Origin of the sequence: Castellaniella sp. S9 (assembly GCF_027257175.1) — a bacterium.
Taxonomy (GTDB): Bacteria; Pseudomonadota; Gammaproteobacteria; order Burkholderiales; family Burkholderiaceae_B; genus Castellaniella.
Genome location: NZ_JAPFGD010000001.1, coordinates 129243 through 143878, shown reverse-complemented (window position 1 = coordinate 143878; position 14636 = coordinate 129243). Strand labels below are relative to the sequence as shown.

At 66.4% G+C, this 14636-nt stretch carries 12 protein-coding genes; 9 read left to right on the top strand and 3 right to left on the bottom strand.

What is annotated here, in order from left to right; all coding sequences use genetic code 11:
- The first annotated feature begins 39 nt into the window (after positions 1 to 39).
- A complete protein-coding gene (locus OOZ48_RS00680) occupies positions 40 to 2442 on the top strand; it encodes a glucose/quinate/shikimate family membrane-bound PQQ-dependent dehydrogenase (RefSeq protein WP_269494291.1) in 2403 nt (800 codons plus the stop codon).
- A gap of 64 nt (positions 2443 to 2506) precedes the next feature.
- On the top strand, positions 2507 to 3136 hold the full coding sequence (locus OOZ48_RS00675; protein WP_269494289.1) for an ABC transporter ATP-binding protein: 630 nt from the start codon (positions 2507 to 2509) through the stop codon (positions 3134 to 3136).
- Positions 3137 to 3166: 30 nt separating this feature from the next.
- On the opposite strand, the gene ygiD is transcribed toward OOZ48_RS00675, so the two are convergent.
- Together ygiD and OOZ48_RS00665 are read right to left on the bottom strand one after the other, a co-directional pair.
- On the bottom strand, positions 3167 to 4018 hold the full coding sequence (gene ygiD / locus OOZ48_RS00670) for a 4,5-DOPA dioxygenase extradiol (protein ID WP_269494287.1): 852 nt from the start codon (positions 4016 to 4018) through the stop codon (positions 3167 to 3169).
- 55 nt (positions 4019 to 4073) lie between these two features.
- The gene (locus OOZ48_RS00665; protein ID WP_269494286.1) at positions 4074 to 4988 is read right to left on the bottom strand and encodes a hypothetical protein; all 915 of its coding nucleotides are present in this window, start codon (positions 4986 to 4988) and stop codon (positions 4074 to 4076) included.
- A 187-nt stretch (positions 4989 to 5175) separates the two neighbouring features.
- Here OOZ48_RS00665 and OOZ48_RS00660 point away from each other — a divergent pair, with 187 nt between their 5' ends.
- The 3 genes from OOZ48_RS00660 (at position 5176) to OOZ48_RS00650 (ending at position 8386) form a co-directional block, all read left to right on the top strand.
- On the top strand, positions 5176 to 6222 hold the full coding sequence (locus OOZ48_RS00660) for a Gfo/Idh/MocA family protein (RefSeq protein ID WP_269494284.1): 1047 nt from the start codon (positions 5176 to 5178) through the stop codon (positions 6220 to 6222).
- A gap of 105 nt (positions 6223 to 6327) precedes the next feature.
- A complete protein-coding gene (gene epsC / locus OOZ48_RS00655) occupies positions 6328 to 7248 on the top strand; it encodes a serine O-acetyltransferase EpsC (RefSeq protein WP_269494281.1) in 921 nt (306 codons plus the stop codon).
- Positions 7249 to 7378: 130 nt separating this feature from the next.
- Positions 7379 to 8386: a zinc-binding alcohol dehydrogenase family protein gene (locus tag OOZ48_RS00650; RefSeq protein WP_269494279.1), complete on the top strand. Its 1008-nt coding sequence runs from the start codon at positions 7379 to 7381 to the stop codon at positions 8384 to 8386.
- A 19-nt stretch (positions 8387 to 8405) separates the two neighbouring features.
- Here OOZ48_RS00650 and OOZ48_RS00645 read toward each other — a convergent pair whose 3' ends face one another.
- Positions 8406 to 9347: a LysR family transcriptional regulator gene (locus OOZ48_RS00645; RefSeq protein WP_269494277.1), complete on the bottom strand. Its 942-nt coding sequence runs from the start codon at positions 9345 to 9347 to the stop codon at positions 8406 to 8408.
- A 130-nt stretch (positions 9348 to 9477) separates the two neighbouring features.
- Between OOZ48_RS00645 and OOZ48_RS00640 the strand changes: the two genes are divergently transcribed.
- The 4 genes from OOZ48_RS00640 to OOZ48_RS00625 all read left to right on the top strand — a co-directional run bounded on the left by OOZ48_RS00640 (position 9478) and on the right by OOZ48_RS00625 (position 14635).
- Positions 9478 to 10956: an aldehyde dehydrogenase gene (locus OOZ48_RS00640; protein WP_269494274.1), complete on the top strand. Its 1479-nt coding sequence runs from the start codon at positions 9478 to 9480 to the stop codon at positions 10954 to 10956.
- A gap of 45 nt (positions 10957 to 11001) precedes the next feature.
- Entirely contained in the window at positions 11002 to 12471 is a 1470-nt protein-coding gene (tcuA, locus tag OOZ48_RS00635; protein ID WP_269494271.1) for an FAD-dependent tricarballylate dehydrogenase TcuA, read from the top strand.
- Between the two features lie 36 nt (positions 12472 to 12507).
- A complete protein-coding gene (locus OOZ48_RS00630; protein ID WP_269494268.1) occupies positions 12508 to 13683 on the top strand; it encodes an ABC transporter substrate-binding protein in 1176 nt (391 codons plus the stop codon).
- An 82-nt stretch (positions 13684 to 13765) separates the two neighbouring features.
- Positions 13766 to 14635, top strand: coding sequence for a branched-chain amino acid ABC transporter permease (locus OOZ48_RS00625; RefSeq protein ID WP_269494265.1), 870 nt, complete (start codon positions 13766 to 13768; stop codon positions 14633 to 14635).
- Position 14636 lies beyond the last annotated feature (1 nt).

The following is a 14636-nucleotide window of genomic DNA, read 5'->3' as shown; positions in this document are numbered from 1 at the left end:
TAGAGTGGTCGCCATGCCTCACACGCAAGGATGACTCCCATGGATTCGACCAATCGAAACAGGGGCGTGGCCCAGACTCTGGGCTGGATCGTTCTGCTCCTGATCGCGCTTTTCTCCCTGCTTGGCGGCGCCTGGCTGGCGGTACTGGGCGGTTCCTGGTACTACGCGGTGGTGGGTGTGGCGCTGCTGGTGTGTGCGGGGCTCTTGATGCGGGGGCGAACGGCGGCCTTGTGGCTGTACGCGCTGATTCTGGCTGCCACGCTGGTCTGGGGGCTGTGGGAGGTCGGCACCGATTTCTGGGCGCTGGCGCCGCGCTATGACTTGCTGTTCCTGTTGGGGTTGTGGCTGCTGCTGCCGGCGGCCACGCGCGGGCTCGTGTCCCCTCGGCCGGCCAAGGCGGCCATGGGCGTGGCGATGGTGGCCATGCTGGCGGTGCTGGGCTATGGCGTGTTCAATGATCCGCAGGAAATCAACGGGACGTTCGCCCGCGCGCAGCCTGCCGAGGCGCAGCCGGTGCCCGGCGTGGCCAATGAGGACTGGCCGTCCTACGCGCGCACCGAGGGCGGGGTGCGCTATTCGCCGTTGACGCAGATCAACGACGAAAATGTCGGGAACCTGCAGGTGGCCTGGACCTATCGCACGGGCGATTTCCGCAGCGACAATGATTCGGGCGAAACCACCAACGAGGTGACGCCGATCAAGGTCGGCGACACACTGTTCCTGTGCACGCCGCATCAGTTCCTGGACGCGCTGGACGCCGCCACCGGCCGGCGCCTGTGGCGCTTCGATCCGAAACTGCAGGCCGACAAGTCTTTCCAGCATCTGACCTGCCGTGGGGTGGCCTATCATGATGCGGCCAATGTCCAGCGTTTTCCGGCCAGCCAGGCCGAGGCCGACGGCTCGGTCTCGACCGTCTGCCCGCGCAAGGTCTTGCTGCCCACCAACGACGGGCGCCTGATCGCGGTGAATGCCGACGATGGCAGCGTGTGCGGGGATTTCGGCGACCAGGGCGAAATCGATCTGCAGAAGAGCATGCCCCACGCGTATCCGGGGGGCTACAACCCGACCTCGCCGCCGGTGGTGACGGCGACGACGATCGTGATCGGCGGCTCGGTGACGGACAACTTTTCCAATCAGGAGCCGTCCGGCGTGATCCGCGGCTACGACGTGCGCACCGGCGAGTTGAAATGGGTGTTCGACACCGGCGCCGAAAACCCCAATGCGATGCCGGGGGAACACACGGAATTCGTGCACAATTCGCCCAACGCCTGGGCGCCGCTGGCCTATGATGGGCAGACCGATGTGGTCTATGTGCCCACGGGGGTGGGCACGCCCGACATCTGGGGCGGCGACCGCGGCGAATTGAAAGAGCGCTATGCCAATTCCGTGTTGGCGCTGGACGCTTCCACCGGCCGCCTGATCTGGCACTTCCAGACGACGCATCACGATCTGTGGGACATGGACGTGCCGGCGCAGCCCTCGCTGATGGACGTGAGGCTGGCCGACGGCCGGACCGTGCCGGCGATCTACGTGCTGACCAAGACCGGCAACGTGTTCGTGCTGGACCGCCGCAATGGCGAGCCCATCGTGCCGATCACGGAAAAGCCCGTGCCGCAACGCGTGGCGCGCGGCCCGCAAACGCAGGGCGAGCACTACGCGCCGACCCAGCCGTTCTCGGCGCTGGATCTCGCCCCGCAGGGCAGGCTCACCGACAAGGACATGTGGGGCGCCACCATGCTGGACCAGTTGGTCTGCCGCGTGATGTTCCATCGCCTGAACTATGACGGCATCTACACGCCGCCGTCCGAGAACGGCACGCTGGTCTTTCCGGGCAACCTGGGCGTGTTCGAATGGGGCGGCATGTCGGTCAACCGGGACCGCCAGGTGGCGCTGATGAATCCGATCGGCCTGCCGTTCGTGTCCCGGCTCATCCCCGAGGATCCAAACCGGGCAAAAGGCGAGGGCACCGGCTCGGAAAGCGGGGTGCAGCCCATGTACGGCACCCCGTATGGCGTGACGATCAACCCTTTCCTGTCGCCGCTGGGCCTGCCGTGCAAGGCGCCTGCCTGGGGCTATGTGGCCGGCGTCGATTTGCAAAGCCACCAGGTGGTGTGGAAAAAACGCATCGGCACCATCCGCGACAGCCTGCCGCACTTGTTCCAGTTGCCGCCGCTGAAGATCGGCGTGCCGGGCCTGGGCGGGCCGATCTCGACCGCCGGCAATGTGATGTTCGTGGCGGCCACGCAGGACAATTATCTGCGCGCCTTCGACGTCGACGACGGCAGCCTGTTGTGGGAGGCGCGCCTGCCGGCCGGCGGCCAGGCCACGCCCATGACCTACGCGGTGAACGGCAAGCAATATGTGGTCATCATGGCGGGCGGCCACGGCTCGTTCGGCACCAAGATGGGGGATTATCTGGTGGCCTACGCCTTGCCGGACTGAGGCGCGTGTGCCCTCGGGGCGGGTCGTTTGGCGGCCCGCGGCGTTCCTGCGTACACTGGGCGCCATGCTACGCATCGACAATCTGGGCAAGCGCTACGACGACCTTCTCGTATTCCAGGGGCTGACCCGCAGCTTTGCGCCCGGCTGCGTGGCCCTGTGCGAGGAACTCAGCACCGGCAAGTCGACCCTGCTGGGCATGGTCGCGGGCGTGATCGCGCCCGATGAGGGCGGGGTCTGGATCGATGGGCATTCCATGGCCGAGACACCCTTGCAGGCCAAGGCGCGCCTGGCCTATGTGCCCGACGATTGTCTGGCGTTTCCCGCGCAGACCGGGCGCGGCCTGCTGCAGCAGCTTGCCGCGGAAAAGAACGCGGCTCTGGACGAGGCGGTGTTCGATTGGGCGGATCGCCTGGGACTCACGCCGCACCTGGACAAGCGCTTCGAGCAGATGTCGACGGGCACGCGGCGCAAGGTCTATCTGACCGCCGCCGCCCTGGGGACGCCTGCGGTCGTCGTCGCGGATGGTCCCGGCAACGGCCTGGATGCGCCGGCGCGCGCGGCGCTGGCCGAACAGTTCAAGGCCTGGTCGCGCGACCGCGTCGTGCTGTTTGCCAGCCACGATCCCGAACTGGTCAGGGCCTGCGGGGCCGAGGTCGTCGAGCTTGCGTCCCTGGGCGCTGCGCGGCAGTTCTGAATCGGGTAGTGGTTCGAGGCCACAGCCTCGCTACATATTGGTCTGGTCCGGCGGCACGCCCGTCGGCAGTTTGGCCGCACATCCAGGGTCCTTGCGCAGTTCGATGTCCGCCCCCAGCCCGAAACAGCTCATCGAGATCGAGCCCATGGCATGGCCGCGGACCAGGGGTTCCAGGGCCTTGCCGTCCGCCGCCGCCAGCCCCGCCAGGTAGAGCAGGGGGATGAAGTGATCCGGCGTGGGCACGGCGAGGCGATAGTCGGGGTGATCCAGCACGCGCAGGATGTCGGCGGGCGCCTGTGACAGCTGTTCCGCCACGGCATCGTCGAATCGCTCGGCCCAGTCGTACGCCAGGTCCGGCTGCTTCCATTGCAACTCGCGTAAATTGTGCACGACGTTGCCGCTGGCGACGATCATCACGCCTTGTTCGCGCAGCGGCGCCAGGCTGGCGGCCAGCTGCAGGTGATAGTCGAGGGGCCGCAAGGCGTTGATGGACAACTGCAGCACGGGGATGTCGGCATCCGGATACATGTGCGCCAGCACCGACCAGGTGCCATGGTCCAGGCCCCACTGGTCCCGGTCCAGGCCGATCCATTGGGGCTTGACCAGTTCGGTGATCTCGCGGGCCAGGTCGCTGTCGCCCGGGGCCGGGTACTCGAAGTCGAACAGGGCCTGTGGAAAGCCGTAGAAATCGTGGATGGTCCGGGGCTGCGGCATCGCCGTGATCGCGGTGGCACCGAAATACCAGTGGGCGGATACGACCAGCAAGGCCCTGGGGCGGGGCAGGTGCCGTCCGAATGCCCGCCAGGCCTCGGTATAGCCGTTCTGTTCGAGCGTGTTCATCGGGCTTCCGTGGCCGATGAAAAGGGCGGGCGTCTTGGGCATTTTACGTTCCTTTGGAGGGGGATGTGCGCAACCGTGGCGAGCTGAGGCCGTGCGGTCAGCGTACCAGATCGCGCCGTGCCTGGACGTGCGGGGCGTCGGCGATCGCTGTGCGGCCATCCCGATCGAGGCAGGCGGCGTAGCCGTCCAGCGCGTTCGGCCACGCCGGCGTCCAGCCGCTGGCCCGCAGCCTTGCGTTCGACAGGCGCTTGCCGCTGGGCGCCCGCGCGCGCCTGGCGGGGGCGGGGCCGCCCACGAGGCGCGCCAGGGCCCCGTACAGATCCGCCGTCGGCAGGGGATGATCGTCCGTGCCGATGTACAGCGGCGCGGGATCGGGCAGGGCCAGCAGGTGCGCGCAGGCCTGGGCGGCATCGTCGATGTGGATCCGGTTCGCCCAATGGCCGGGGCCGTCGGGCGCTGCGACCGTGCCGGCGCGCAGGCCATCGAGCAGGCGCCGACGTCCGGGGCCGTACAGGCCGCTGAGCCGCAGGGCGACGCCCACGCCCGCCGGCAGGGCGGTGTGCAGCCTGGCCTCCGCATCCAGCAGCGCCCGTGCGCGGAAATCGGCACCATCGGCTGGGGTGTCCTCGTCCACCCAGCCGTCGGCGGGGCCCCAGACGGCGGACGAACCCACCAGCACGCAGCGCCGCAGCCGCCGGCGGCCGCTCGGCGCCAGGCAGTCCAGCAGGCGCGACAAACCCTGCGGATAGACCTGATCGTAGTCCGCCGGGTTTCGTCCATCGGGGGCAGGGGCGTACAGGATGTGGGTGATGCCGGCGCCCGCATCCGTGCCCAGGCACGACAGGCTGTCGCGGTTGCGCAGGTCGGCCGCCCGCCAGGCGATCCGGCCGCCCGCATCGGGCCGCGCCCGCCGGCGCAGCCCGATGCAGCGCCATTGTGCGGGATCGAGCAGCGCCGCCGTGCGCTCGCAAAGTTCGCCGCCCACCAGTAAAAGGGTATGCCTGTCGGCCATCGGTATCCGTGCATGCAAAGGGAAAGCACTCATTATGAATGAGGCCGCCGCATGGCGGTGGGCGGACGGCGGCCGCCGTGCATCCTTGCATGGGATTGCAGGGCCAAGCCGACTTGCATTACCGTGCTGTTTTGCGCCGCCCAGCGAGGTGCCGCTTTTGTTTTCCGACTCGACAGGTGATTCGACCATGAGCATGGATTCCCCTTCCTTCCGGCCCTTGCGCCTCGGCATTCTGGGATGCGCCAACATCGCGCGCCAGTTCGCGCGCGACGTGGCGCCCAGTGCGGCGGTACACCTCACCGCCGTGGCCAGCCGCAAGGCGGAGGTTGCCGCGCAGTTTGCGGCGGAGGTCGGCATCGGCCGTTCCTTGGGCAGCTACGAGGCCTTGCTGGCCGATGACGACATCGATGCCGTCTACATTCCCTTGCCCAACAGCCTGCATGCGGCCTGGGCGATCCGGGCCGCCGAGAGCGGCAAGCACATTCTGTGCGAGAAACCGCTGGCGTTGAATCGCGCCGAGGCGCAGGCGATGTTCGACGCCGCGCAGCGCCACGGCGTCATGCTGCTCGAGGCCTATCCCTACCAGTTCCAGCCCCAGACCGCCGCCATGCTGGCGCTGTTGCGCGAGGGGGCGATCGGTTCGGTGCGCTCGATGCAGGCGCTCTTTGGCTTTCCGCTGCTGGGCGGCGACACGAATATCCGCATGCAGCCGGACCTGGGCGGCGGGGCGTTGCTGGATGCGGGCAGCTATCCGCTGAGCCTGATCCGGCTGGTGATGGGTTGTGCGCCCTCCAGTGTGCGCGCCGACGCCAGTTGGGCCCCCACGGGTGTGGACATCAGCATGAGCGGCACGCTGTTCTATGCGGACGGCCGCCGCGCGCAGTTCGCCTGCGCCATGGATGTCGCCAATCAGCGCCGGGCGACGATTGCCGGCGCCGAAGGGACCATCGACACCGAGTTTCTGAACCACACCGGCGACCGGGCCGGCGATCCCCACGGCTACCAGCCCAGCCAGTTGCGGGTGCGCCGGGGTGGCGCCGGCACGATACCGTTCGAGGATGTTCATGCGCCGACCGGCAGCGGGTTCCGCTTTGCGGCGGAGGCGTTCGCCCGGGCCGTGGCCGCTGGGGATGCCGCGCTGATCGGGCGCCATGCCCAGGCCAGCCTGGACACCGCGGCCACGCTCGAGGCGCTGGCGCTCAGCGCCCGCGAAGGCCGCGCCGTCGAGCTCTGAGTCCTCGGAGGCGCAAACGTTTTACACTCTGTCGCGCGGGTGTTTTGCCGCGCGGGACGGCGGCTTGCGGAAGAGTCCGTGAGCCGCGAGCAACAGGATCAAGATATGGCTAGCTTCAATGTCACGGGGGTGGTGCAGGCCCTCGACGGTATCCGCACCGAATGGCGCGATTCGCAGAAACGGTCCCGCGAGCCCGACGCGCGGGAGTTCCCCTCGCGCATCGCCCTGGCCGAGGTCGTCGAGGCCCTCAAGGGCGTGCTGTTCCCGATGCGCCTGGGGCCCGTGGACCTGCGCCACACCAGCGAGAATTTCTACGTCGGCCACACGCTGGACACAGCCTTGCACCGCCTGCTGGACCAGGCGCGTCTGGAACTGCGCTATGCCTCGCGCCACGATCCGCGGGACGAGGCGGCGCTGCAGGCGCAGGCCTTCGAGGCCATCGACCGGTTCGCCCAGGCGCTGCCGGCCATCCGCCGGCAGCTGGACTTGGACGTGCTGGCGGCCTACGGCGGCGATCCGGCGGCCACCAGCGTCGACGAGGTGCTGCTGTGCTATCCGGGGGTGCTGGCCCTGATCCACCACCGCCTGGCGCACCCCTTGTATACCTTCGGTCTGCCCCTGCTGGCCCGGATCATCGCCGAGCTTGCGCACAGCCAGACGGGGATCGACATCCATCCCGGCGCCCAGATCGGCGACAGTTTCTTCATCGATCATGGCACCGGGGTGGTGATCGGCGAGACGGCGGTGATCGGCAAGGGGGTGCGCATCTACCAGGCCGTGACCCTGGGCGCCAAGCGTTTCGCCACCGACGAGGAAGGGCACCTGGAAAAGGGCGGGCTGCGCCACCCCGTCGTCGAGGACGACGTGGTGATCTATGCCGGCGCCACCATTCTCGGGCGGGTGACGCTGGGCAAGGGCGCGGTGATCGGCGGCAATGTCTGGATCACCAGCAGCGTGCCGCCCGGCGCCAGCATCACGCAGGCGAACCTGCGTCACGCCCTGTGCACGGATCCGCCGGAGGATTGAGCATCGTCCCCTCCCTCTGAGGGCGCCGGTCGCGAGCCGGCGGCAAGCCCGTTGATATTCTCGCGGGATCAACGATGTGCGCTAGCATGTTTGTCGGGCCAGCAGCACACGACGAAACGAGGAGAGTGATTTGAAAGCGATCGGTTATGTGGACAGTCTGCCGACTGAGGACGAGCGTTCACTGTTTGATTTCGAGTGCGCGGTGCCCGAGCCGGGCGACCACGACCTGCTCGTCAGGATCGAGGCGGTGGCCGTCAACCCGCGCGACATCAAGAGCCGCAAGGCATTGCGCGGCACGCCGCAGCAGCCCAGGATCATCGGCTACGATGCCTCCGGCGTGGTCGAGAAGGTCGGGCGCAACGTGACCTTGTTTCGTCCCGGCGACAGCGTGTTCTATGCCGGTGTGCTGGATCGTCCGGGGTCGAATGCTGAATTCCAGTTGGTTGACGAACGCATCGTCGGCCATAAGCCCACGTCGCTGGACCATGCAACCGCGGCCTCGCTGCCGCTGACCTCGCTGACGGCGTATGAAATGCTGTTCGATCGTCTGGAGGTGCCGCGCCAGGCCTTGCCGCGGCGCTCGATATTGATTCTGGGCGGCGCGGGCGGCGTGCCGTCCATGGCGATCCAGTTGGCCCGCGGCGCGGGCCTGATCGTGGTCGCGACCGCCTCGCGACCCGAAAGTGCAGCCTGGGTGCGCGAGCTGGGCGCGGACCATGTCATCGACCATCATCAGGCGCTGGATACGCAGATCCAGGCGCTTGGCGTGGGGACGATCGATTATGTTTTTTCCTGCCACACCAGTGCCCGCGCCTGGGCGGAGCTTGCCCGGGTGATCACGCCGCAGGGGCGTTTTGGCCTCATCGACGATCCCGAGCCGCTGGACCTGCGCCTCTACAAGACCAAGAGCGTCTCCTTCCACTGGGAGGCCATGTTTACGCGCCCCATGCAAAAGACGCCCGACATGGCGCGCCAGCACGAGATCCTGGACGAGGTCGCGCGCAGGGTGGATGCGGGCGAACTGCGGGCGACCGCCACGCGGAACCTCGGGGTGATCAATGCGGCGAATTTGCGAGCGGCCCATGCCTTGATCGAAGGCGGGCATACGGTCGGGAAAATCGTGCTGGCCGGATTCTGAGGCCGCCGCGGCCGGCGCATCATGCGGCCTTGCGCCTCCTGCCCTGGCGGCCGGGGCGGGCCACGGGAACGTCGAAGGGTTTCTTCGCCTCCAGCAGCCAGTCGCGAAACACCTGGACGATCGCCGAGTCCTTCTTGTGTTCCGGGTAGACGAAGCAATAGCGCTTCTCATGCCATAGCTCGAGCTCAAACGGCACGACCAGGTCATGCCTGTGAATCTCGTTGTCCACGTAGAACCGGGGTACCAATCCGGCCCCCAGGCCCGAGCGCGCCGCCTCGATGATCATGCCGTACATGTCGAAACGGGGGCCGAGAGCCGAGGCGCTGGGCGCGGGGCCCGAAAGTTCGAACCAGCGTCGCCAGGCTTCCGGCCGCGAGGCCTTGTGCAATAAAGGGATGTGCAGCAGGTCGGATGGGGATCGCAGCTGGTCCACATCGAAGAAGGCCGGATTCAGCACGGGCACCAGGCGCTCTTCGAACAGGTCGACCTTGACCACGCCCGTCCAGCTCGGGTGCTCGAAATGCAGCGCGGCATCGAATTGCGTGTCCTGGAACAGGAAGGGCAGCGGCTTTTCGGCCATGTTGATCCGGATGTTCGGATGCTTGCTCTGGAAATCCCGCAGCCGTGGCAGCAGCCAGCGGTTCGCGAAGGTCGGGATGACGGCGAGTTCCAGCACACCATCGTCACCCTTGTCGGTCATCAGCGAGAGGGTGTGCGCCTCCAGATCGGCGAGGCTCTTGCGGATGTTCTTGACATAGGCGCGCCCCGCGTCGTTGAGGACGACTTGCCGCTTGACCCGAGTGAACAGTTTGATCTCGAGGTAGTTCTCCAGGGCCGCGATCTGCCGGCTGATGGCGCTCTCGGTCAGGCAGAGTTCGTTGGCCGCCCCGGCAAAGCTGCCGTGCCGGGCGGCCGCCTCGAAGACGGCCAGGGCAGTGGTGTTCGGGATTTTGCGCCTCATCGTGATGTCTCCATCTGATACTTGCGTAATGCTCATCAACTATTGATTATTAATCATTTTACGCATCAACTCCTTGCCATCATACTCGAATCCAAGGTCTGCTTTTCGAGTATTTGACAGGAGTCTATCGATGTTGCGTTATCAGCTGTTCATCAACAATGAATGGGTCGAGCCGAACTCGTCCAGCTGGTTCGAGAGCCTGGATCCGTTCTCCGGAGAAGCCTGGGCGGAAGTGCCCCGGGCGGATACCGTGGATGTGGATCGCGCCGTCGAGGCGGCCGCGGCGGCGTTTGCGGGACCCTGGTCCCGCTTGTCGGCGTCGGATCGCGGCATGCTGATCCACCGGCTCGGCGCCTTGGTCGAGCGCGATGCGCAGCGGCTGGCCGAGGCCGAGAGCCGGGATAATGGAAAGCTGATGAGCGAGGTGCTGGGCCAGGTGAAGTACATGGCCAAATACTTCTATTACTACGGCGGCCTGGCCGACAAGATCCAGGGCTCCATCGTGCCCATCGACAAGCCCGGCGTGTTCAACATGGTCCGCTACGAACCCATGGGCGTCGTGGCCAGCATCACGCCCTGGAATTCGTCCCTGCTGCTGACGGCCTGGAAGCTGGGCACCGCGCTGTGCGCCGGCAATACCATCGTGTGCAAGCCCTCCGAGTTCACCTCCGTGTCCCTGTACGAGCTGGCCAAGCTTGCGGAGGAGGCGGGTTTCCCCCCGGGTGTGATCAATGTCATCAGCGGTTTCGGCCAGGAGATCGGCGACCACCTGGTCAGCCATCCCAAGGTCGCGCGCATTGCGTTCACGGGTGGCGACGAGGCGGGCCGCAAGGTCTACAAGACCGCTGCCGAGCATTTGAAGCGCGTGTCGCTGGAGCTGGGCGGGAAGTCGCCCAACATCATCTTCGACGATGCCGACCTGGGCCGCGCGGCCAACGGGGTGATCACGGGTATTTTCTCGGCGGGCGGGCAGACCTGCATGGCGGGCTCGCGCCTGCTGGTGCAGGAATCCATCCATGACGAATTCGTCGAGCGCTTGCTGAAAATCACGCAAGCGGCGAAGATCGGCGACCCCGGGGATCCGTCCACGCAGATCGGGCCGGTGGCCACCCGCCCGCAGTTCGAAAAAGTCCTGAAGTACATCGACATCGCCAAGGCGGAAGGCGCGCGCTGCGTGGCCGGCGGCCGCGCGCTGCAGGGGCCGGGCTACGGCGCGGGCCAGTTCGTGGAACCGACGATCTTCGTGGATGTCGATAATGCCATGCGCATCGCTCAGGAGGAGGTGTTCGGCCCAGTGCTGTCGATCCTGAAGTTCAAGGACGAGGAGGACGCGATCCGCATCGCCAACGACATCCGCTTCGGCCTGGCGGCGGGCGTGTGGACCAAGAGCCTGCACCGCGCAATGCTGCTGTCCGAGCGCCTGCGCGCCGGCACCGTGTGGATCAACAATTACCGCTCGACCAGCTATACGACCCCCTTTGGCGGATTCAAGGACAGCGGACTGGGCCGCGAGGGCGGCGTGGAGGCGGTCAAGGAATACATGGAGGCCAAGAGCGTCTGGGTCTCCACCGACCTCGACATGCCCAATCCTTTCGTGCGCCGCTATTGAGGCCGCTGAAGTCGGGTGCAACTGATGAGCAATGAAGGAGGTCTCATGTCCCAAGAGACGGAACACCTGGATTTTGACGTCGTCATCGTAGGCTGCGGCGTGGCCGGCCTGTCCGCCGCGCTCGAGGCCCTGGAGCAGGGCGCCAGCGTGGCCCTGCTCGAACGCTCGGATGTCGATGAGCGCGGCGGCCAGACCCGCTGGACCGAAGCACAGATGCGGATGAAGAACGACGCGGAGGTCGCCGACGATCTGGAGAGCCATTTTGCGGAAAACGCCGGCCATCACCTGGATCCGGTCCTGGTGTCCGAGGCGGTCAACGATTTTGAAAATTGGTCATCGATCGTCAAGGTCCTGAATTTCACGGATCCGGAGCTGATCGGCACCCTGGCCGAGCGCGCCGGTCCGACCCTGCAATGGATGAAGCAATTCGGCGTGCGCTTCGACTCGCAGCCCAGCTATTTCATTACCACCTGCACCACGCGGCTCAGCCCGGTGGGCGGCGGCCTGGCGATCGTCGAGGCGCTGGCGCCGGCGGCCGAGAAAGCCGGCGCCCGGTTTTTCTACCGGACCACGGCGCGCCGCCTCGTGCAGGACGACCAGGGTGCGGTGGTCGGGCTCGAGGCCAACGGCCCGGGGAACCGGCGCCTGCGGTTCACGGCAAAATCGGTGGTGCTGGCCAGCGGCGGCTTCCAGGGCAATCCCGAGATGCTGGCCCGCTATATGGGCCCGGATGCGCGCTACCTGAGGCCGGTGGCCCGCGGCGGTTATTACAACAAGGGCGAGGGCATCCGCATGGCGCTGGATATCGGCGCCGCGCCCGCCGGCGACTTCAGCGAGATCCACGCCGAGCCCCTGGACCCGCGCTCGGGCGCGACCGAGCCCATCGTCCTGGTCTTCAGCTACGGCATCCTCGTCAACAAGCGCGCGCAGCGCTTCATCAACGAGGCGCCGAGCACGGTCGATGCGACCTACGAAAGCATCACCCGCCAGATCCTCAAGCAGCCCGACGGCATTGCCTGGGTCATCCTGGATTCCCGGATCGAGGATGTGCCCAACTGGCGCCGTTCGGTGCGCTCGGACCAGCCGCCCATCCAGGCCGCGAGCCTGCGCGAACTGGCCGCCGCCCTGGGGCTGGATCCGCTGGCATTGGAGGCGACCGTCGACGATTACAACGCCGCTTGCGTGGATGGGCCTTTCAATCCGCTGGAGGCCGACGGCCTGGGCACGGCGCCCGGCTATCAACCGCCCAAGACGCACTGGGCACGCCGGATCGAGCAGGGGCCGTTCCTGGCCTATCCGGTGATCTGCGGCAATTGCTTCACGTTCGGCGGCATCAAGATCAACCCCAGGAGCCAGGTCCTGAATGCCGATGGCGAACCCATCGAAGGCCTGTATGCGGCTGGGGAAATGACCGGCCTGTACTACGCGACCTACACAGGCGCCACGTCGGTCCTCAGGGGAGCGGTATTCGGGCGCATCGCCGGCGCCCAGGCGGCTGGCCGCCGCGAGGGGTGAATGAATAAGGCGACTCAATTCCATTAGGAGGAACACATGAGGAAACCATTGTTGAAGGCGGCGCTTGTCCTGGCCGCGTGCTTGTCGGCCGGGGCGCTGCCCGCCGCGGCCGAGACGGGGGTGACCCCCGATACGATCCGCATCGGCATGTTCGGGCCCCTGACGGGTCCCACGGCCGTGGGCTCCCTGCCGCTGTTCGGCGCGGCGTCGGTCTACAAGGACGTCAATGACCACGGCGGCATTCATGGCCGCAAGATCGAGCTCTACATCGAGGACGATGCCTGCGATCCCAACAAGACCATTTCCGCGACCAAGAAGCTGATCGCGCAGGATGAGGTCTTCATGATCCATGGCGGCTGGTGCAGCGGCACGGTGATGGCCATCAAGCCCGAACTCGCGCGCAACCCCGGACTGCCCTATATGGTCCTGGGCGCCGCCAGCGCCGCGATTTCGACGCCCGTCATGCCCAACCTGTTCCATCCGATCGCGACCACCCAGACGGTGACGCGGACGATGCTGGATTTCGCGCTGTCCAAGCCGGATGCCCAGCGCATCGCGATCATCAGCCATTCCGACGAGTGGGGGAAATCGCACATCAACCCCTTGCTTGAATATATGAAGAGCAAGGGCATGGAGCCGGTCGAATCCGTCTGGCTGGAGCGCGGCAGCACCAGCGCCACCTCGCAGCTGCTGAAGATCCGCAGCGCCAAGCCCGACGTCGTGCTGGCCATCCTGTACCCGCCCGAGCTGACGCTGTACCTGCGCGGCGCCGACAAGTACGGCATCAAGGCGCCGACCGTCACCACCCAGGGTGTGTCGATCGAGGACATGGTGCATCGGGTGGGCAACCACGAGGCCACCAAGGACCTGTTCGTGTTCTATCCCCTGTCCGGGACGCTCGATGCGCCGGCCTTCGGCAAGTGGGTGGACATGTATCGCAAATACTATCCGAACGAGCCTGTGGAGACGCTCAGCTTCATGGGCATGACCGGCGCATTGGCGATCGTCGAGGCCCTCAAGCGCGCGGGGCCCGACCTGACCCGCGAAAAAGTGATTGCCGAGCTGAACCAGCTCAAGGACTTCGATCCGGGCCTGCAGTCCGGGCCGTTGACCTTCACGCCGGAAGTCCACGCCGGGATCTCCAGCGGCAAGATGATCTACTGGCCCAAGGATCGCGCCGAGATCGTCGCCACCTATCCCGCCAAGCAATGACGAGTTCGCGCATCGCGGGATGATTCATCCGGCTGGCCGCCTCCGGAAGGGGCGGCCAGCCGGCTACTGATGAGGGTTTTGTATGCTGGCTCAGCTTATTGTGAGTGGGCTCGTCAACGGCAGCGTGTATGCGGTGGTGGCATTGGGCATGACCGTGCTCTATCGCTCGACGACGATCGTCAATTTTTGCCATGGCGAGTTCTTCATGTTGGGCGCTTTCGCCATCCTGGTTGCCCAGCAGGTGCTGGGCTGGCCGTATGCCGCGTCCATTGTCTTCGCGCTGGTCCTGCTTGCCGTGTTCGGCAGCTTGATCGAGAGGCTGCTGATGCGGCCCTTGCGCAACGCGCCGCACATCAGCCTGGCCATGATGACGATCGCGCTGTCCTATCTGTTCAAGGGCGTTTCGCGTTTTTTCTATGGTCGCGAGGTGGCGCCGCTCGAGCCCCTGGTCGACGGCGCCCCCATCGAGATCGGCTCTGTCATCCTGCTGCCGCAGGATCTGCTGGTGGCCGGCTCGTCGCTGTTGATCGTCGTCGGCTTTTTCTATTTCTTTCAACGGACGCAGGCGGGCAAGGTCATCCAGGCGGCCTCGCAGACGCCGCGCGGCGCCGCGCTGGTGGGCATCAACGTGCCCCGGTTCCAGAGCCTGATGTGGGGCGCCGGGGCGATGCTGGGCGCCGTGGCCGGCATCCTGATCGCGCCCAGCACGCTGGTCTATCCCGACATGGGGGCGCACATGCTGATCCAGGCTTTCGCCGCCATGACGCTGGGCGGCTTCGGCTCGCTGCCCGGGGCGGTGATCGGCGCCTTGTCCCTCGGGGTACTGGAGAACCTCATCGGAGGCTATGTCGCCAGTTCGCTGGTGGAAATCACCGCTTATCTGACCATCATCGTCGTGCTGGTCGTGCGTCCGCAGGGCATTCTTGGAGAATGGAGGCAAGGTCGTGGATAAA